Annotated in this window: 17 protein-coding genes and 2 pseudogenes; 2 read left to right on the plus strand and 17 right to left on the minus strand. The window is 31.0% G+C overall.

The window, feature by feature from the left end; all coding sequences use genetic code 11:
• The first annotated feature begins 335 nt into the window (after positions 1 to 335).
• Entirely contained in the window at positions 336 to 1,568 is a 1,233-nt protein-coding gene (gene sstT, locus B3630_RS12615; protein WP_346898680.1) for a serine/threonine transporter SstT, read from the plus strand.
• Between the two features lie 169 nt (positions 1,569 to 1,737).
• Here the strand turns inward: sstT and B3630_RS12620 are convergent, their stop codons facing one another.
• The 6 genes and pseudogenes from B3630_RS12620 to B3630_RS12645 form a co-directional block, all read right to left on the minus strand.
• A complete protein-coding gene (locus B3630_RS12620) occupies positions 1,738 to 2,346 on the minus strand; it encodes an acetate uptake transporter (RefSeq protein WP_346898682.1) in 609 nt (202 codons plus the stop codon).
• Between the two features lie 202 nt (positions 2,347 to 2,548).
• Positions 2,549 to 2,788, minus strand: coding sequence for a rubrerythrin family protein (locus B3630_RS12625; RefSeq protein ID WP_346898684.1), 240 nt, complete (start codon positions 2,786 to 2,788; stop codon positions 2,549 to 2,551).
• A gap of 136 nt (positions 2,789 to 2,924) precedes the next feature.
• On the minus strand, positions 2,925 to 3,161 hold the full coding sequence (locus tag B3630_RS12630; protein ID WP_346898686.1) for a thioredoxin family protein: 237 nt from the start codon (positions 3,159 to 3,161) through the stop codon (positions 2,925 to 2,927).
• A gap of 83 nt (positions 3,162 to 3,244) precedes the next feature.
• Positions 3,245 to 4,249: a permease gene (locus B3630_RS12635; RefSeq protein WP_346898688.1), complete on the minus strand. Its 1,005-nt coding sequence runs from the start codon at positions 4,247 to 4,249 to the stop codon at positions 3,245 to 3,247.
• Positions 4,250 to 4,570: 321 nt separating this feature from the next.
• Positions 4,571 to 6,216 (minus strand): annotated as a pseudogene (locus tag B3630_RS12640) (ribonuclease J).
• A gap of 27 nt (positions 6,217 to 6,243) precedes the next feature.
• A complete protein-coding gene (locus B3630_RS12645; RefSeq protein ID WP_198028608.1) occupies positions 6,244 to 6,441 on the minus strand; it encodes a helix-turn-helix domain-containing protein in 198 nt (65 codons plus the stop codon).
• A gap of 355 nt (positions 6,442 to 6,796) precedes the next feature.
• Here B3630_RS12645 and B3630_RS12650 point away from each other — a divergent pair, with 355 nt between their 5' ends.
• Positions 6,797 to 7,039 (plus strand): hypothetical protein, encoded by a 243-nt coding sequence (locus B3630_RS12650; RefSeq protein ID WP_346898690.1) that lies wholly within the window; start codon positions 6,797 to 6,799, stop codon positions 7,037 to 7,039.
• Between the two features lie 201 nt (positions 7,040 to 7,240).
• Here the strand turns inward: B3630_RS12650 and B3630_RS12655 are convergent, their stop codons facing one another.
• The 11 genes and pseudogenes from B3630_RS12655 to B3630_RS12705 form a co-directional block, all read right to left on the minus strand.
• On the minus strand, positions 7,241 to 9,037 hold the full coding sequence (locus tag B3630_RS12655) for an ASKHA domain-containing protein (RefSeq protein WP_346898692.1): 1,797 nt from the start codon (positions 9,035 to 9,037) through the stop codon (positions 7,241 to 7,243).
• A gap of 2 nt (positions 9,038 to 9,039) precedes the next feature.
• Entirely contained in the window at positions 9,040 to 10,059 is a 1,020-nt protein-coding gene (locus tag B3630_RS12660; RefSeq protein WP_346898694.1) for a methylcobamide:CoM methyltransferase MtbA, read from the minus strand.
• A 58-nt stretch (positions 10,060 to 10,117) separates the two neighbouring features.
• A complete protein-coding gene (locus B3630_RS12665; protein ID WP_346898696.1) occupies positions 10,118 to 10,987 on the minus strand; it encodes a uroporphyrinogen decarboxylase family protein in 870 nt (289 codons plus the stop codon).
• 383 nt (positions 10,988 to 11,370) lie between these two features.
• Positions 11,371 to 12,057 carry a phosphatase PAP2 family protein gene (locus B3630_RS12670; RefSeq protein ID WP_346898698.1) on the minus strand — a complete coding sequence of 229 codons (687 nt, stop codon included), beginning with the start codon at positions 12,055 to 12,057 and terminating at the stop codon, positions 11,371 to 11,373.
• Positions 12,058 to 12,257: 200 nt separating this feature from the next.
• Positions 12,258 to 13,019, minus strand: coding sequence for a class I SAM-dependent methyltransferase (locus B3630_RS12675; protein WP_346898700.1), 762 nt, complete (start codon positions 13,017 to 13,019; stop codon positions 12,258 to 12,260).
• A gap of 220 nt (positions 13,020 to 13,239) precedes the next feature.
• Positions 13,240 to 13,889 (minus strand): annotated as a pseudogene (locus B3630_RS12680) (hypothetical protein).
• Positions 13,890 to 14,053: 164 nt separating this feature from the next.
• On the minus strand, positions 14,054 to 15,847 hold the full coding sequence (locus B3630_RS12685) for an oleate hydratase (protein ID WP_346898702.1): 1,794 nt from the start codon (positions 15,845 to 15,847) through the stop codon (positions 14,054 to 14,056).
• A 283-nt stretch (positions 15,848 to 16,130) separates the two neighbouring features.
• Entirely contained in the window at positions 16,131 to 16,700 is a 570-nt protein-coding gene (locus B3630_RS12690; RefSeq protein ID WP_346898704.1) for a TetR/AcrR family transcriptional regulator C-terminal domain-containing protein, read from the minus strand.
• Positions 16,701 to 17,039: 339 nt separating this feature from the next.
• Positions 17,040 to 17,945 carry an AraC family transcriptional regulator gene (locus tag B3630_RS12695; protein ID WP_346898706.1) on the minus strand — a complete coding sequence of 302 codons (906 nt, stop codon included), beginning with the start codon at positions 17,943 to 17,945 and terminating at the stop codon, positions 17,040 to 17,042.
• A 141-nt stretch (positions 17,946 to 18,086) separates the two neighbouring features.
• Positions 18,087 to 18,659 (minus strand): GNAT family protein, encoded by a 573-nt coding sequence (locus B3630_RS12700; RefSeq protein ID WP_346898708.1) that lies wholly within the window; start codon positions 18,657 to 18,659, stop codon positions 18,087 to 18,089.
• 27 nt (positions 18,660 to 18,686) lie between these two features.
• Positions 18,687 to 19,532: a GNAT family N-acetyltransferase gene (locus B3630_RS12705; protein WP_346898710.1), complete on the minus strand. Its 846-nt coding sequence runs from the start codon at positions 19,530 to 19,532 to the stop codon at positions 18,687 to 18,689.
• Positions 19,533 to 20,039: the final 507 nt, after the last annotated feature.

Here is a 20,039-nt window from a genome sequence, read left to right on the forward strand (position 1 = left end):
TATGTAGTGGCATCTCTTCATAATGCTCAAAAAAAATTTTTTCTTGCAATTGAATTGATTTTATCAATATTTTAAATTTAATTTATACAACCCATAAGTTAAGTGTTTATAGGCTTTAATATATAATTTCAAAACAAATTATATTTTCAAATTGTTTATTATATAGGTTATTTATGTAAAGGTGCCCATTAATTAATTGAAAATTCATTATGCTTTTCCACTTCACATTAGTGAAGATTCATGATAAACTTATTTTTACCAAAGAATTTCCTAGTAACAAATTTAAAGCCACTAAAACTTACTTTTTTTATTTAACGTTATAGGAGGAAAATATTATGAAGAATCTAATGAAGAAATGGAATGGATTAAGTTTAGTAAAACGTATAATCATAGGTTTAATCATAGGTATTATATTAGCCGTAACCATTCCTAATGTAGCAAAACCATTATCAATTTTTGGATCTTTATTTGTAGGTGCTTTAAAAGCCATTGCACCTATCCTAGTCTTATTTTTGGTAACAAGTGCTATTTCACAACACAAAAGTGGTCACGAAACCAATATGAAGACCGTTATTATTCTTTATCTTTTAGGAACATTCTTCGCTGGACTAGTAGCTGTTATTGGAAGCTTTTTATTCCCGGTAAGCCTAACCCTTGTAGCTGGGGTAGAAAACATTACTCCTCCTGGCGGTGTAGTAGAAGTTCTTAAAGCATTACTATTAAACCTAGTTGATAATCCAGTAAAAGCTCTTTTTAATGCTAACTACATTGGTATATTAGCTTGGGCAGTAATTCTTGGTTTTGCCTTAAAAAATGCAGCAAGTTCTACTAAACTAATAATTTCTAATGTTTCTGATGCCTTATCTCAAATGGTTGTATGGGTAATAAACTTTGCGCCATTAGGAATCATGGGACTTGTAGTTGATACTATCGTTACAAGTGGAATAGCTTCACTTCTTAGCTATGGAAAATTACTTTTACTTCTACTTGGAAGTATGATTTTTGTAGCTCTTGTTGTAAATCCAATTATGGTGTACGTAGCTATTCGTCAAAATCCATACCCACTTGTATTTAAATGCTTAAAAGAAAGTGGACTTACAGCATTCTTTACCCGTAGTTCTGCTGCTAATATTCCTGTAAATATGAGTTTATGTGAAGAACTTGGTTTAGATAAAGATACTTATTCAGTATCAATTCCATTGGGCGCCACAATTAACATGGCTGGTGCAGCTATTACTATTTCTGTTTTAACTCTTGCAGCTGTTCATACTCTTGGTATTAAAGTAGATATTGGTACAGCAATAATTCTTAGTGTACTTTCTGCGGTAAGTGCTTGTGGTGCTTCTGGAGTGGCTGGAGGTTCTCTATTACTTGTCCCTCTAGCATGTAGTTTATTCGGAGTCCCAAGTGACATTGCTATGCAAGTAGTTGGTGTAGGTTTTATCGTAGGTGTTATACAAGATTCTGCTGAAACTGCACTTAACTCATCTACAGATGCACTTTTCACAGCAACAGCTGAATTTAGTAAGTGGCGTAAAGAAGGTAAAAAAATAAATATTTCTAAATAAAAATTAAATACTAGTGTAATTCTTATATTTATAAAAATTAAAGCTTCCTTAGATAGCTTATAAACTATTCTAGGAGGCTTTAAACTATTATAATGAGTTTAAAATTAGAATCCAATTTTACATACCAAGGATATAAAAAAAGGTGATGAAATAATTCATCACCTAAATATTACTTCTTAAATATTCCAAAAGGTTTTCCAACAGGTAAAAATACTCTTCCAAAGTGAGTATTTAATACTGCAGCTGCTGAACCATAGAAAGATACTAAAGCTATCCCTAACTCAGAATAAGCTGCTAGCATATGTGCTCCATGCTCCATTATTCCAAAAGTTGTTAGTGTTAATCCCAAGAATAGGAAATCTATCAATAGGAATATTGTAAATAACACCTTATGAGTTTCCATAGCACCTATAGTCATAAATATTGTAAAAATTAAATACCCTAAATAAGCGACCCCTAATTGATTTATGTCAGCTTTAGCTGCTAGGGCTGGTCCAAATACTCCATTTTGAATTAACCAAGTAAACCCAACACCATACCAAAAGAATGCATAAGCTCCAAAAGCTGTTGCTCCAAAAGTGTTGTTATGCTTAAAATCATTTAAACAAGCCAACAATTGTGCTGTTGCTCCTAAAAATATTGCCCATGGTAATACTAAAGATACACCCTCTGTTAATCCTAACTTTTGAGACGATGCTACTAATGTTACCATTGCTAGTCCAAATAAACCTATTGCCGACGGATCAGCTACTACTACTTTAACCTTTGTTTCTTGCATAATATCCTCCTAATATAAGTTCACACAAATTTCATACTTTTAAACAATAACAAAAATATTATCCATTGTCAATAAAAATTATAATGTTTACATATTTATAAACCATTACTTTGAATTATATAAAGAACTATATATTGATATTAATATGCAAAATAAAAAACCGCCATAATAAGTGACGGCTTAAAATTAATAATTTTCTTTTCTAACTTCGATTATACATGTCTATCCACTCATAATTTTCACCTTCAGCTGCATGTAAAAGATTTTCAGCAGCATTTCCCAAATTACCCAACTCTTCATACCATATATGAGCATGCTCTTGTTCATTTCTAGCTGTCATTAGAAAAATATCAGCTAACTGATCGTATCCTTCTCTTTGTGCAATATTGGCGAAGTATGTATATTTGTTTCTCGCCTGGCTTTCACCTGAGAAAGCTTCCATCAAATTCTTTTCTGTCTTTGTTCCAGAATAAATATTTTTAGTTTTTTTTCTTCTTCAATTTTAACAAATACTGAGGCTGGTTGTTTACATTTAGGACATCTAAAACCTTCTGGCAACTCCCCTTCTAATATATTTTTTATAAACTGTGAAGAATCTTTATAATTTCTTTTGGTTTTAATACCTTTCCAAAGGAAACAACTTTTTCATTAATAATTAGTGCTGGAGTTGTCATTACACCATAAGCCATAATGTCCTTAAAATCCATAATTTTAATTATCTCAGCTTCTATCCCTATTTCTTTTAATGCTACTTCAGTATTTTCTTTTAATGTAACACATTTTTTACATCCTGATCCTAGAATCTTAATTATCATACATATCACTCCTTAAATATTATTTTTAAAAACCTAAATAAAATATATTCTATTAAAATTATAAAATGTCTTAATAAGTAATCTTATAGTAGAAGATAACCAAAGGCATTAAAGACATAACCTATGATAATAATTCCTATAGTAACAATTCCTATAAAAATACCTAAAAGTTTTGGTTTAACTACTTTCTTTAGCATAATCATAGATGGAAGGGAAAGTGCAGTTACAGCCATCATAAATGATAAGGCTGTGCCAATTCCTACTCCTTTAAGCACCAATGCTTCTGCAATTGGTAGAGTTCCAAAAATATCAGCATACATAGGAACTCCTACAAAAGTTGCTATTAGAACAGAGTACCATTTATCCTGACCAAGAACAGCAGTAATTACATTTTCTGGAATCCAATTATGAATTGCAGCTCCAATTCCTACACCGATTAAAATATAAAGCCATACTTTTTTTATAATGTCCAAAACCTGGTTTTTAGCAAAAATCATCCTATCTTTTTTAGTTAGCTCTTCTTGCTCTACTTCAATCATCTTATTGTTAAAAACGAATGCCTCTACATATTTTTCAAGTTTCAATTTACTAATAATTGAGCCTCCAATAACTGCAAGAATAAGACCTACAACCACATAAGCAGCTGCAATCTTCCAGTTAAATATGCTTGCAAGCAAAATAACGGAAGCTAAATCTACAAGAGGTGAAGATATTAAAAATGAAAATGTAACCCCAATTGGTAGACCTGCACTAGTAAATCCTATAAATAAAGGAATAGATGAGCAGGAACAAAAAGGTGTGACAGTTCCAAGTAAGGCACCCAATATATTGGCCCAAATACCATTAAATCTTCCTAAAATTTTCTTAGTTCTCTCTGGTGGGAAGAAACTTTGTATATAAGAAATTAAAAATATTAATACTGAAAGTAGTATGAATATCTTTATAATATCATATATAAAGAAGTGAATACTTCCTCCAATCCTGCTATTAACATCTAGGCCAAATAAATTTTTAACTATAAGTGTTACTAAATTACTAAGCCATTCCATTTTCAATAGTTGATTATTTAACCATTCAAATATAAGCACATTACCATCTCCTTAAGTTATATTTTTTAATTTTAATTAACTCCAATATTGCAAAGGGAACCTTTTTACTTAACTCAATTTAAAAGTTACATAGATAATTGTCTATATCCATTATATGACTACACATAGATAACTGTCAATATGTTTTTATAATTATTATCTTTAGGTTAAATTGAATAAGACAACTTGTAATTAGTGAAAATATAAAACTAAAATAAGCTTTGAATCTTATTTACAAGATTCAAAGCTTACTTAATTTACCATTATATTATCTTATGAAAGTTTTTTAATAAAAAATTCTATTTATTATTGTTTTACAGCTTAAACTTCCATAATTATTGGCATAATTATTGGTCGTCTTTTAATCTTCATATATATGAATTGTGATAGAGAGTTTTTAACTGCAAATTTTATATTTCTTCTACTCATATCTTTGGCTGCTAATTTCTTTTCAACTTCTTTTAACACAATATCTTTTGCTTCATTAATGATGTCTTCTGATTCNNTATATCTGGTCCTGCTACTATAGTATAAGAATCTTTTTTAATTGTAATTACTACCGTTAGAATTCCATCCTGTGCTAATAATTTTCTATCATGTAACACACTACTTCCAACATCTCCTACACCTAGTCCATCTACCATTATTGCTCCTGTTTTTACTTTACCTGATATGGTAGCTGCTTTGCTGTGGACTTCCAATACATCTCCAACTTGGGATACAAATATATTAGACTTATCCATACCTAACTTCTCAGCTAGTAATCCATGCTGCATTAAATGACGATACTCTCCATGAACTGGCATAAAATATTTGGGTTTAACTAAAGAGTGGATTAGCTTTAATTCCTCTTGACAAGCATGCCCTGAAACATGGATTTCTTCTAAGGAATTATATATAACTTCAGCACCCCTTTTAAATAAATCATTTATTACATTTGATATACACTTTTCATTTCCTGGTATTGGAGATGCAGATATAATAACCAAATCACCTTTTTCTACTTGTACACTTCGGTGTATTCCTGCAGCAATTCTTGTAAGTGCTGACATCGGCTCACCTTGGCTACCAGTTGTGATTATTGTAATGTTTTCACTATCATACTTACCAATGTCATTTATACCAACAATACTCTCTTCAGGAATATTTAAATACCCAAGGTTCATTGCTACTTGAGATATTTTTTCCATACTTCTTCCACTAAAAGCTATTTTCCTCTCATAAAAAATAGATGCATTTACAATCTGTTGTAGCCTATGGATATTTGATGCGAAAGTTGCCACTATTACTCTTCCTGTTGCTTTACCAAAAATCCTATTAAGAGATTCTCCAATTACCTTTTCTGATATAGTGTATCCTTGACGTTCCACATTGGTACTATCAGCAAGTAGCAATAACACCCCTTGCTTGCCCAAGGTTGAAAGTCTTTGTAAATCCATAACCTCTCCATCAATTGGAGTATAATCTACTTTAAAGTCTCCAGTGTGAACAACTCTACCAATAGGTGTATGCACTGCAATAGCACAGGAATCTGCAATGCTATGACTATTTCTTATAAATTCTACACTTATATTTTCTAATTTAATAGTGCTTCCAGCTTTCACAACATTAAGGTCGCAATCTTTTAGTATATTATGCTCTTCTAATTTACTTTCCACCAATCCTAAAGTTAGACGCGTTCCATACACTGGAATATTAAGTTGTTTTAACACATAAGGTAATGCTCCTATATGATCCTCATGTCCATGAGTCAAGAAAAAGCCTTTTACTTTATCCTTATTTTCTAGCAAATAAGTTACGTCTGGAATAACTAGATCAACCCCATACATATCAGGCTCTGGAAATGAAATTCCACAATCTATTACAATAATTTCATCCTTATATTCTATGGCTGTTATATTTTTACCAATTTCTCCTAGTCCCCCTAGAGCAATAACCCTAATTTTATTTTTAATCTTACTTTTCAAAACATATCCTCCTATTATAAACTAAGTTTATATTCTTTCTCCTCGTTTTAACTTTTCAATAAACTCAGTTAAATCACTTCTTTTTACTCTCCAATGCCTACCAATTTTAAAGGCTGGAATTTTCCCTTCTTGCACTAGTTTATATGTAGTAACTTCACTTATTTTGAAATATTCTGCCACCTCACTAACAGTCATAATCTCATTATCACTCATATTATCATTCATTAAAATTTACCCCCATTTATGTTTAGGATCTTTCTATTCGCTTTTAATTTAAAATCTAAATATGTTAATTCACAAGTTAAGCTTTCTACTTACCCTTGACTTATTCAATTTTTATCACTTATATATCATTATATATATATAATTATAATTAATCAAGTTAGATTAAACTATACTTTAATTAGTTATATTATATTTAAAATTATTATGTTAAAATATAAATGATTATATTTAATTATATTTATACCCAAATACAATTAAATTTATTCTAAAAGGTATAAAACACAGATTTATAAAATATAAAGAGTAATATCGATCATTCTTATAAATAATAATATTACTTTAAGGAGGCCTAGATATGGATTTTATAAAAAACAACTACAATACTCTGCTTATGGAATGGATAAGATTAAAAACAAATCAAGCAGTTATTAAAAATTCCCAAGATGCAACTTTAGAAAAAATAGAGGAAGCACTGTTAAATTTAGATATTATTGATATTGAACTTATTAATATTTCAAAGGATTACTATACTTTAAAATTTAAACATGGAGGCTTATCTAAAATTAAGCAATTTATTTCACAGCAAATAGAGGGTTAACTACTTAATAATTGAAACTCGACTCACTGCGTTCGCTGAGTAAGTGATTCACACCAAATCATAGATTTGGGTTCTCTACTTAAATGAGAATAAAAAAATATATGAATTACCTATGCTTTTTCAAAGGTAATTCATATATTTTTATTTTATGACCTATGCTCTATGCCATATGCCTTTTATTTATATGTTTTATAGAATCTATTATTTATTTCCAAATATAAGACACTTTGAAAATAATTTTTCATACCCCTCCGATGCTCCAAGTTCCATATATTCCATTTCACCTGCTAATTCTTCTATTTCTTTCTTAACTTCAACAGACATAAGTGCCATGTATGCTCCAGTTTTAGAAGAATTCCCTACATATATTAGTTTATTCTTTACTTCTTCTGGTAAAATTCCTGTTCCCACAAGGCTATCTGCTGGTAGGTGAGCGCCAAATTGTCCGGCTATCATCACCTTATCTAATTCATCCATTCCCAAACTGGCCTGTTTTAACAAAGCGTAAAATCCTGAAAGAAGCGCTCCTTTTGCTAATTGTACCTGACGAACATCCCCTTGGGTTATTAATAACTGTTCTGGAGTACTTCTTAAAAGAAATTCTCTCTTATTCCCATTTAATTGTATCATTTTATAGCGATAATCAGATTCTTCTAGCTGTTCTTTTTTTATAAATGCTCCATTGTTTTTTACAATTCCTGTTCTAAGAAGCTCTTTCACTGCTGCTAGTATCCCACTTCCACATACCCCTATAGGGTCTTCCTCTCCTATAACCTTAAGGTATACTCCTTTTTCAGTGATTTCCACATCTTCAACAGCGCCCTCTGCTGCTCTCATCCCTGAACTTATATTCATTCCTTCTAATGCTGGTCCTGCTGCACAGGAACAGGAAAGTAACTTTCCACCAGTAGATAAAACTATCTCTCCATTGGTTCCAATATCTATAAATAGTATATTTTCCTCAGCCTTATGTAATTCACAAACATAGGCACCTGCCACTATATCAGCTCCAATGTAAGAGGATACGGAAGGAAGGCAATATACTCTTGCACACTTAGCAGCCTTTATACCAAGGTCACTTGCTGATATGTTTTTTGCCTTTGTAAATATGGGAGCATAGGGAGATTTTCCAATTGATGTTGCATCAACACCTAAAAGAAAATGCATCATGGTACAGTTTGCCGCAATAGAAATCTCGTAAATATTTTCTTTCTTTACTTTTCCCTCACTACATAACTCTTCAACCATTTCATTAATAGCCTCTACAATAGTTTTCTGTAACTCTTCTTTTGAACCCTCTTGATGTTCTAATTCATAGGTTATTCTAGTTAAAACATCTAACCCAAACTTCTTTTGGGGATTAATTCTTGAAGCTGTAGCTAATTCCTCACCATTGTTCATATCAATTAATGCTGCAACCACCGTTGTAGTTCCAATATCAATGGCAACGCCATAGAGAAACTCAGTAGTATCCCCTGCTTCAATGGCAATTAACTCACTGTCATTAAATACTCCAGTTACAGTTCCATAGCTGCTTTCATAGTCCCTTAGTAACTTCCAGTTGACCTTTTTAGACCCAAGTGCGTCACATAAAGAATCTTCAAAAGGACTTTGGGTTTGTAAAGTAGGCATTTTTATTTCAAAGTTTTTTTTGCAAAGGGCAGGATTAAACTCAAATTCAGGTACATACCCAGTAGTAAGTATTTTATGCTTTCTTTCTTTTTGCAGAATTTCAATTGTAATATCTTCTTCTGGTACTGCCAAGCAGGAAAGCCTTATGCCTGCGTTTATTTCATCTTCTTTCAATAGCTTTCTTTCCTCTTGGGAAAGTGGAGGAAGATTTCCTTCCAACACCATCACCTTACATTTCCCGCAAGTACCATTCCCATTACAAGGATTGTCTATAAAAATATCATTTTCTAATAAAAGCTGTAGTAAGTTCTTCTTTGGAACATACTCAAAGTCATTACCTAACTTTTTAATAAAAATCTTAGGCATTTCTATAGCATCTCCTTTTTTAAAGTCTCAAGGATTGCTTTAACATTTGTAAGAGGAGATTTCATTCCTAGCCCACAGGCAGGTGAAATTATGTTCACTCCATCTTTAACACATTTCTTAGTCAAATCAGAAACCTTCTTAGGCTCTCCAAATTCAATTGTATAGGTACTTACATTACCCATAAGTAATCTATCTCCTAAATTTTTTCTTGCCTCACTCATACTAACAATGGAGTCAAAGCTTAGAACATCACTTTTTATTTTATTTACCTCTTTATACACATTTTTCATTTGACCACATATGTGCACAATGGTTTTTCCCTGTACTTCTTGAATAGCACTCACTAGCTTATTAATATATTTCACAGCAAATTCTTCAAATAGCTTAGGTCCTAAGATTTCACCAGTTCCACTAGGGTCAGAAATAGCAATTATATCTGCCCCAGCTTCTATTTGTTTCTTTGCAAATAAAATTAATTGATCCGTAACATTATCAACATATTCATGAGCTTCTTCATTGTTTTTTCTGAGCTCTTTATAAAATACTACAGGTTCCATAACAGAACTAGCAGTGCTTATTGGCCCTGTTAAATTCCCTATTATAGGAACATTACTTCCCTTTGCTTTTAATAATTTAATTGCATCAATAACTACTTTAGCTCTTCCCTCCTGAAAATTAATCTCATGGAGTTTCGTCCATTCCTTTACTGAAGCTATCGCATACTCTACAACATGAGGTTCATATATGTTTGACCCCATATTCACGGTTGCTCCAAACTCCTCAGATTCAATGGTCATACAAAAAGGAACTCCATAATTTTCAAAACAGCCCTTTTCATATACTGCAGTAGCTAAATCAGCCATAGTTTGTGCATTACTATGAGCCTTTGAAAAATCTATTCCAAGGTCTTCAATTACTTCTGTTGTAACCATATTCATCATGCCACCAGGACAAATACATGGAACTCTATCAACCTGTTCTCCGCTCAAAACCATATTTAATCGTTCTCTTGGAGATATCATATTACATCCTTCTTTCTAAGTTATATTAAGTATTTTTTCTTTTTAAAGTGCTATTTATTTATAGTAATTCAAGGGTTTTAATAACCCCATCTTTTAACTGAAAATCTTTATTTTTCATGCATATTTGTCCAACAAATTTTGCTAGTCCAATTGCCTTTATGCAGCCTTCTTCATAGTTTAAAGGTCGTCCTAAGGAAACATCCTTCCACACTGCTTTATCTGTTCCTAGTAAAGAAAAAGTAGTTTTCGGACAAAGTACTATTATCATTTCTTCATTTATGATTTTATCCATTGATTTTAATAAAGGATAAGTAAACATTTCCACTACTTGTTCTGCAAACTTAGGTCCAAGAATATTAACTCCCCCAGAAGAATCTGCATAGCTAATGATGTTTACCCCTACTTTTTGTGCTTGTTCTATAAATTCAATTATTTCATGTTGAAATTTATTAAAAACTTCCCTAATTAACTCTGGATTCTTTCTAAAGGTTTTGAAAACAATCCTTGGTTCAATTAAAACATTCATTATTGTAAATGGTCCTGAAACATTTAAAACCACATTTTCACCTTGTTCTCTTAAAGACTTACAGGCTTTTAATACTTCGTAAATTCTTCCCTTTGAAAAATCAATTTTAGGTAAAGCCAACAGTTCTTCTGTAGTTGTACAAATATATTCTTTGGCTCTTGGTCCTATGTTCTCATCCCCAAGATTAACTTTTCCCCCTAGTGCCTCCCCTTCCACAGTATGACAGAAGGGGAGTGTACAAACATTTGCCTTATAGTATTCCTTAAGCTCCTTGGAAAGTGTCACCATACTCTCCCAATTTTTATAAGCATTAGGAAACTTCAAATTGGTTTTTTCAATAATTTCTTTACTAATTTCCTGTTCATTACCATATGTACATTTATAATCAATTATTTTTCCCATGGTACTCCCCCTAATTTATTAATAAAAAATTCCTACTATTTCTTTAAAATGTTGTCTTTCCACACCCTAAAAATCCCGAAACAAGTACCCATAATTCCCCTCCATACATCAATACCCTTAATTATATCTTCTACACTTAAGGCAGTCTAATTTTAATATCAAATAGAAAGTTGTCATTCAATTGAATTTACCTATACATTAAATTTCATTATATTTTTAGTTGTAACCTTAATATGAAAATTAATTATATGGATTTCTTTGATATATTGTAATTACCCAGCACAAATTTAAAAATATGTTTATAAAAGAACAAGAAAAATAACATCATAAAAAGCCCCTTCCCAAACATAAGCTTGGGAGGGGACAATATCACAACTTCATAGTTATTGTGCCATATCCTTTTCATCATCTTTCTTTTTATTTTTAATAAATCCCTTTAGGTAGTTTTTATTATAAAATAAATATTCTATAATCTTATAAACTGCCTCCACTAAAACTAACCCAGCTAACAAATCTATAATTACATGTTGTTTTACAAATTGAGTTGAGATTATAATTAACCATCCAACTATATTAAATCCAATCTTATACTTTGTTGGCATATTTTTAAGCTTATTTATTCCCTTTAAAGCTGAAAAAGTTGCTGCTACATGAATACTAGGAAAGCAATTATAGGGGTTGTCCCTACTATAAATAAACTTTACAAAATTGCATAGAAAATCATTATGGCTTATTATTGGCCTTGGAACATAGGTTTGAAAATTTAAATAAATTATAAGACAAATACAATTAACTATATTTAAAGTCAAAAGTGAAATGAAATATCTTTCCTCATCACAATAACACATTATTATAAGTGAGATTATTAAATTTGGCATATACATCATATATGGAATAATGAGTACACTTACAAAGGGAATTAAATCATCTATATCTGTATATAAGGAATGTAACTTAGGATTCTGATAATGATTTATAAGAAAATAGCACATACTAATTATTCCTATGGAAAATATCCATAAATATGGTTTTATAGTTTTCACATTATATTTTTCTAGTAACCATTTCATAAATTTCACCTTCATACAAAAATATTATATATTAATATTATATTATTTGTAATTTTTTATCTACGTTAACATTTATAATTAATCAAAAATTTAAATATAATTTTTTATATCTACTACACAAAGCCATTACTTTTTCGTATTTGTTCACACCTAAAGAAAAAATCCCTCAAACCGTAGTCTGAGGGAATATTAATATATTCCTATTTAATAGCAACAGCTTCAAAGGTAACGACTTGCTCAGAATTTGATGGATACTGACCAAATTTATAATCCGAAGAAATCACAATATTTTCAAATCCTATACTTTCAAGTATTAATCTGAACTCTTCTACACCATACCATCTTAATGGGAATCGCTCCAATTCAGTTTGTAAAAGTACCCCTTCACGCCACTTTTCATATCTCCCATGGGAAATGGTATATTGATTTATATAGTCAACCTCTACAATTTTATTTTCTAATGTGATTATATCTCCATTAGAGCAGTCCCAAGTTTTTGTGGAAACTGTACCTGTGGAAATATCTGTTTGCAAAAATATATCAACAATTAATCTACCACCATTAGACAAATGCCTATAAAAATTTTGTAATGCTTTTATTGAATCTTCTCTATTATGTAGTAAAAGGAAGGTACCTGTTGGCACTATAATAGCATCATATTTTGTATCTTGTGAAAAAGACTCCATTTTAGCTTCAAAAAGTTTAGGATTCAAACCTCTTTCTTTACAATTGTGCTCACATATATTTAACATATCTTTTGAAATATCAAATGCATCCACATTTAATCCTTTTTCTAAAAGCGGAATTAATATACGACCCGTTCCTGTTGCAGGTTCAAGAATAGGTCCTTTGCAAGACTCTAATCTAGTCATGTAAAATTCTACATCTCCAAAAGAATGCCCTATAGGCTTATCCATATCATATACTTCTGAAGATAATCTACCATAATAACTTAACATCATTTATCACCTTTCTTCCTTTAATTATCATAAATACTTATTTGAGGACATACTATACAATGACTTTGTACTAATAATATTTTCGATTCTTTCCTATAATTCAATGTCACCTCCAACCGCCCCCTTCTTCATAGGTTAATTTTATTATAACAACAACCTTAAAAGAAAACTGTTCCTGTTTTGCTAAGTATTTATAATAAAATAGGATTTGGAGTAAATATATTTATAGTTTCTGTTTAATTTTTAGTTTTAAATAAGGTATAAATACAATTGCCATAAGAGCACTTATTCCCATTAAATATGGATAATAAAGGTATCTCATTATGATAAATGGTGATAATTTAGCTAATGCTGATGCTGATAAAAGTTGTGCACCATAATGAATAATTCCTTGAGATGCACAAGAAAACATATCTAATATACCCGCTACTCTTTTAGGTTCAATATCATATTGATCCGATATATCTTTAGCCATAGGCCCTACAGTAACTATAGCTATAGTGTTGTTAGCTGTGCATATATCAACTAAACTAACTAATGTGGCAATTATAAAAACTCCAGCTACTAGTATATTACTTGGTAAAAATGTTAGCCCTAAATTAACAGTAGATTCTACAGCTCTCATAGTTTTAGCAACCTCTGCAAAAGCCCCTGCCAATATAAATATCAGACACATTAAAATGATATTTGGTTCTCCCGCTCCCTTGCAGAATACATCCAATTTTTTATCTAGTGATACTTTTCTATTTATAAATAATGCTACCAATGCTGCTAATAAAAATGGCGCAGTTACAGGCATAGCATAAAAATCCTTTGTAACTAAAGAAATTCCCATAAAACTGCTATAAAAATAAATAATGGTAACAAAGCAATAACACTGCCTTTTTCAAGTTACCTTTCATTTTTTCCTCCTTATATTATTATTTCAATATAATTCAATAATATATCTGCTTTAGCCTCTAATCAGTATATATAAATTAAAATCCCGATTTTTTAAAATTCGGGATTTCAATCAAATTATCTAACTGTAAATGTCATTAAATAATTCCATATTCTTTTAATAATTTTTCAATGTCTGTTCCTGCTACTTGTTTTAAAACTTTACGTTTAGCCATTGGTGGTAAATCAAGTTTTGGTTTTTCTCCATCTAATAAACATACACCTGCATTTAATAAATATCGGATATCATATCTTGAAGAAAATACTTCAGGAACTCCTTTTTCAATTCCAGTTAAAACATATACTGCTTCCATTGCTGTACGTCCTGAATATTCTATAGTAAATACAGTATCACGACCTGGATCATCTAATGTTTCAGCAAATTGTCCAAGGAAAGCAAAGTTTACTCCATTCTTTGGTACAACATATGGACGATCTCCAGCTGCGCGAGGCATAAATTGAGATGTGATATATGGCATCATAACAGGAACTGCACTACATGTTTCTGCTAATCCTTCAATTTTATCTGTAGGAACACCTATATGATATAACCATTCTTTTGTGATTTCCTTACCAGTACAATCTCTCATAGGTTTTTTAATATAATCTCCGGGAACATCAGAGAATAAACCATATACCCAAACAACAACGTCTTTTTCTGGTTGTCCATAATATTGTTCTTGACGGTTTATCGTCCAACTCATCAACCATGAAGAGTCAAGAGCTGTAACTATTCCACCTGTTACAGTACGTCCGCCATATGGTGAACGCTTTGTGATTTTTTCAATGTACTCAGGAACACGTTCATCATGACAAGTTACTGTACAAGACTCCCAATTAGATTTTTCTGTATCTGTACAGAATTTATCTGGCTTTCCAAATTCATCTGATTGAGCGGCTATATTTTTCCATAACCTCCAGCATCCTTGTATCTCCTTATTAAATGGTGCAGGAGTATTGTCATCACCATATCCTGAACTTTCAGTCATAGAACCATTAGTAATAAACACTAAATCATTTTCTGTTAAATCAATAGAGATATCTTTTCCATTTTTATCTGTTGCAACTATTTTCTTTGCAACCTTTTTATCATCTGAAATTGAGAATTCAACGTTATCAACAGTAACTCCATATTCAAATTTAGCACCATGGTCCTCTAAATATTTGATCATAGGTTTTACAAATGAAGTGTATTGATCATGTCTTGAAAATTGTAGTGATGAAAGATCTGTCAATCCATCAACATGGTGAATGAAACGATTCATATATAATTTCATCTCTAAAGCACTATGCCAGTTTTCAAAAGCAAACATTGTTCTCCAATATGTCCAGAAATCAGTGTTTAAAAGCTCTTCAGAAAAAATATCTTCCATAGTTTTATCTTCAAGTTCTTCATCTGGCATATTTACAAAAGCAGCTAATTCTTTTGCTAAATCTTGTCCCAAATTAAATTTTCCATTGTCATAGCGCACACCTTGATTTTTAGTAATACGGCAATTGCTAAAGTTCGGATCATCGTAGTTTGTATAATAAAAATGATCTAAAACAGTCATATTAGGATCTTCTGTAGATGGTAATGAACTAAATAAACTCCATAAAACCTCAAAATGATTACCCATTTCACGTCCGCCACGTGCTACATAATCCATATTTTGACGAACATTTCCGTCCAAAGATCCACCAGGAATATCTAATTGTTCTAAGAAGGTAATTTTACTGCCATCCATGTGAGCATCACGAATTAAAAAACAACCAGCAGCCAAAGCACCAATTCCAGTACCAATTAAATAAGCTTTTTTATCTTCAATTCCTTTAGGTTTTCTCGCATTTACTAAAGCATGATAACTTCCATTTGTAATAGTAAGTCTATCATCATGTGTTTTTAATTTCATTATTATCTCCCTCTTTCTTAATTTTTAATAGCTTTCTAAATCCTACTATTATATTTAGAGTTCTTCTATATTCACTCTACTAGTATTAATAAGTTCTCCCCTAATTTTATGGATACTTATTATCTGTAAGATTTCTATAAATCTATGATATAGCTTTTTTGTGTCTTTTTCATTAGATAAACAAACTACGGTGTTCGAAATTCGAACACCGTAGTTTATTTACTTAACTTTTAGTCATTGAGGTTAAAATGTCTGGTAAAAAGGAATCTACTATTGCCTTTTACTAGACATGATTTAAACTAGCACTTCGCTTAAGGGATAACTCAATGTTTCCATCGAATAGGTATCCAATTCGTTTGACGATAGTATCAGGGGCCTCCTTCATTCCGGTAGCAATCCAGCGTAGTACCATTTCAGTGAGGGCACATTGATAAAAGGAGGCAATTAGTTTTTTATCTCCTGAAGAGGCTGAGATACCATCTCTTACTCTTTCAACATACCGAATCATGACATTTCCTGATACATTGTATATATAGTTCACTAATTCTTCCCTCTGCATGGAATTATATACATGATAAATGGCTGTTTTGTTTTCTAAAGCAAATTTAGCAGCCACAATAAAACTCTCCTCCCAGGAAAGTGTATCATTATATTCATCAATGACTGTCTGAAGTTCTGTTTGGAAGATCTCTGATAAAAGTGCATATACATCTGTGTAGTAATAATAAAAAGTATTTCTGTTGATCTCACATGCTGTAGCAATATCCTTAACTGTGATTTTGCTAAGTGGACGCTCATTCAGCATCTTTATAAATACCTCACGAATCATTTTTCTAGTATATTGCTGTGCCAAATCGCCACCTCCTTAACGCTTTATCTATATTCAAAATTATAACATATGGTAAGTTATTTTTAAATTATCCATCATATTTAGCTTCTGACGAGAAAGGTGAGTATCTACAAAAATAACAAAAGCCCTAAAACCCACATGAACAGAACAACTAATGAAAGTTAGATTTTTAAATAATTTTTTATTACAGCAGTAATATAGTTAAAATAATTTTTATAAGGTTAACAGTATTGCTTGCATATAGTGATAATACCAGAAGGATACTAGTAAAATAATTAATACAAAGAAAGCACCAAGATTTTGTTATCTTAGTGCCTTTAAAATAGATTTTGTATCCAGTATTTAGTTTATTGATTTAATAGGACGTGCTTCAATATATCCTCTGTACCCCATTGGTACAAGCTGAAATCTCGGTGCAGTTTCTGGTGCCCACTGATATCCATAAACAGTAGGATCAAATTTTTCAATATGTTTCCACACTTCATCGATTGCATCCATAAAATCATCATCATTATAAGATTCACCTTGGAAAATCATTAATTTGCAAGGTGGCAATTCTATAAGTTCATATCCACTAGGAATATCATTTGTATAGTCAATGGGAACTTCTACACCTTGCACATATTGTGATGTTCCTTCTTTAATAAGATATTTTGGAAGCCACATTCCAATTGGCTCATATATGGCTTCTTTTACACTTGTAAGTACTGACCATACATCACACCCTACTTCTTCACAATATTCAAAATAACCCGTTGCTTTTTTCCCTCGCCTTAACAAAACTTTTCGTGAAGGACGTTCAATAACCTGTACAAATACAGATTTGGTATTAAAACTATCAATCATCTTCTTTCCTCCTTTATGAAATGCTCGGTAGGTATCGAAAACTTTCTGAGGCATAAATAGTTTTATTGGTGGTGTACATTGACTATATCTTCTTGGCGGCATCCCAAATTCCTTTGAAAATGCTCTTGTAAATCCCTCGTGTGAGTCAAAGACAAAATCCATGGCTACATCTATAATCTTTTCATTACTATCGCGTAGTATTAACGCAGCTTTAGTAAGCCTTAATGCACGAATATAGTCAAATGGTGCCTTACCAGTAACTTCTTTAAATAGTTTTGCAGCATGCCATGGTGAATATCCTGCCACAACAGCTAGTTCTTTTAACGTAATCTTTCTTAAAATATTAACATCAATGTACTCTTGCATACGTTGTACCGCCATAATAGTTTCAGCCTCACTCATTCTTCCACCTCCAATATCTAAAGTATATATCATAAAGAACTCTATTTCTTGACCTTCATTGCGAATAAAAAGCTGTAGATTTTACTCTACAACTTATATAATAAAAAGATAGTTCAATTGCCTAGAGATGTAAATCATCTACTACTTATCCATATATTCAGCTTTTAAGATAGAATATAACACCAAATCTACAACTCCTCTACCTTTCCAAAAATATCCCTGTCTTATTGTCCCTTCCTCTATAAAATTATTTCTCAAAAGCACATTGCGAGATTTCACATTTTCTGGCATCACAAAAGCTTGAACTCTATTTACATCAATTTCATTAAAAAGAAATTTTAGCAGTAACTTTGTGGTTTTAGTTGCTATACCTTTCCCCCAATAATTATAATTCAATGTATATCCTATAGTAACGGAACTAACTTTTGAATCAAAATCAAAAATTTCAGCCACACCAATCATCTTATTATTCTCTTCTTTAGAATATATTCCAAGATTAATTATTTTCCTTTTTAAAAAATCTCTTTCATGATGTCCTATTATGTTTTCAACTGCAGAAACCGTTTTTCTAGGCTCTCCAGGTTTATATTGGTACAGTCTCTCATCCATATTTATTTCTACATAATCATCTAAATCATATTTTTCAATTTGCTTTAGTAGAATTTCTTCACTTTCAATTTTGGGATAACTTTCAAACAATTTATTAAATTTCACCTTGTGTTCCTCCTCATATTGATTAAATCATATCTTCAAAAGCATTTCATACTGACTAACACTATATTCAAACCCTAATTGGAGTAAAAAGTTTTTAGTGGATTCAGATTGATCATCTACGTTAAGAACACTGATTTTATGTGATTCTGTATTTTTTATCATATCTGTAATTATACTTCTTGCAATTCCATTACCCCTATAATCCCTATTCACTGCTATTTGGGGAATATCTCCTGTTTTTTTATCAATAATGCCATAGCCAACAATGTTGTTATCAAAACGCACAATAGAATATAAGAATGCTTCTGGTATAGAGCTTATAGATTCAATAGAATTCTGCCAAGATGGCTGGAAATCCCAAAATTCTGTTAATTGTCTTAAGTTAATTTTGTCAACATGTTGAACCTTATAAGTTGTTATTGGATTATATTTATTTTTATCTAGTTGAAAACATTGGAACTCTCTTTGAATCTCGAAGCCTTGTTTTTTATATAGTTCAACCGCAGATGTATTAGATTTAATTACTTCAAGTAAGTATTGCTCTACTTGCTTTTCTTTAAGCTCTTTTTTGATATTTAAAAGCATATTGCTTGTGATACCTTGTCTTCTATATTCAACTGTAACGCCTGTCCCAAGATCATATACTGTTGATTTCTCATTCCAATTTCTAAATCCATTTAAAACGAATCCAATTAACATTTCACTTTTAAATGCACCTATAGACATTTCGGAGACATAGCCCCTTCTTTGAAGCATCTGATTAAACTTCCAAATAGGCAAATCCATCTTAACCTGATAATCAGAAAATGCATCTAAAAATGTTTTATGAAGTGTTTCAATACTTGTTTTATCTAATATTTTATAACTAACCATTTCTTATCTTCTCCTTTATATTACGTCATCTTTTAGATTGGTAATAAATTTGTCAATATTCTAAAAAATTGCTACCCTTTCTCCTAAGATTTATTTATTCCCTTTAAAGTAGAAAAAGCTGATACTATATAAATACTAGAAAAAATTATAGAGTGTTGTTCCTACAATAAATAAACTTATTAAAATCACACAGAAAATCATCATGAGTTATTATTGGTCTTAAAATTGGGTTTGAAAATTCAGATAAATCATAAGACAAAGATAATTAACTATACTTAAAGTCAAGAGTGAAATGAAATATCTTTCCTCATAACATTAACACATTATATTTTTCCAGTAACCACTTCATAAATTTCACCTTCCATATGAAAATATTATATATTTTATATTATATTAATTATAATTTTTTGTCTACGTTAACATTTATAATCTATAAGATATTTCACTACAAAATCTTTCCTTTTATTATATTTATAAACAGATTTCTAAGCTTCTTGGAAGCTTAGA

It is taken from the genome of Clostridium sp. UBA7503, assembly GCF_002477055.1.
In the GTDB taxonomy this organism is placed as follows: Bacteria; Bacillota; Clostridia; order Clostridiales; family Clostridiaceae; genus Clostridium_J; species Clostridium_J sulfidigenes.

What these genes read in the sequence shown, in the direction of transcription:
- sstT (WP_346898680.1), top strand. Translation starts at nt 336, where the DNA reads ATGAAGAATCTAATGAAGAAATGGAATGGATTAAGTTTAGTAAAACGT.
- B3630_RS12620 (WP_346898682.1), bottom strand. Translation starts at nt 2,346, where the DNA reads ATGCAAGAAACAAAGGTTAAAGTAGTAGTAGCTGATCCGTCGGCAATA.
- B3630_RS12625 (WP_346898684.1), bottom strand. Translation starts at nt 2,788, where the DNA reads ATGGAAGCTTTCTCAGGTGAAAGCCAGGCGAGAAACAAATATACATAC.
- B3630_RS12630 (WP_346898686.1), bottom strand. Translation starts at nt 3,161, where the DNA reads ATGATAATTAAGATTCTAGGATCAGGATGTAAAAAATGTGTTACATTA.
- B3630_RS12645 (WP_198028608.1), bottom strand. Translation starts at nt 6,441, where the DNA reads ATGAATGATAATATGAGTGATAATGAGATTATGACTGTTAGTGAGGTG.
- B3630_RS12650 (WP_346898690.1), top strand. Translation starts at nt 6,797, where the DNA reads ATGGATTTTATAAAAAACAACTACAATACTCTGCTTATGGAATGGATA.
- B3630_RS12655 (WP_346898692.1), bottom strand. Translation starts at nt 9,037, where the DNA reads ATGCCTAAGATTTTTATTAAAAAGTTAGGTAATGACTTTGAGTATGTT.
- B3630_RS12660 (WP_346898694.1), bottom strand. Translation starts at nt 10,059, where the DNA reads ATGATATCTCCAAGAGAACGATTAAATATGGTTTTGAGCGGAGAACAG.
- B3630_RS12665 (WP_346898696.1), bottom strand. Translation starts at nt 10,987, where the DNA reads ATGGGAAAAATAATTGATTATAAATGTACATATGGTAATGAACAGGAA.
- B3630_RS12670 (WP_346898698.1), bottom strand. Translation starts at nt 12,057, where the DNA reads ATGAAATGGTTACTAGAAAAATATAATGTGAAAACTATAAAACCATAT.
- B3630_RS12675 (WP_346898700.1), bottom strand. Translation starts at nt 13,019, where the DNA reads ATGATGTTAAGTTATTATGGTAGATTATCTTCAGAAGTATATGATATG.
- B3630_RS12685 (WP_346898702.1), bottom strand. Translation starts at nt 15,847, where the DNA reads ATGAAATTAAAAACACATGATGATAGACTTACTATTACAAATGGAAGT.
- B3630_RS12695 (WP_346898706.1), bottom strand. Translation starts at nt 17,945, where the DNA reads ATGAGTGAGGCTGAAACTATTATGGCGGTACAACGTATGCAAGAGTAC.
- B3630_RS12705 (WP_346898710.1), bottom strand. Translation starts at nt 19,532, where the DNA reads ATGGTTAGTTATAAAATATTAGATAAAACAAGTATTGAAACACTTCAT.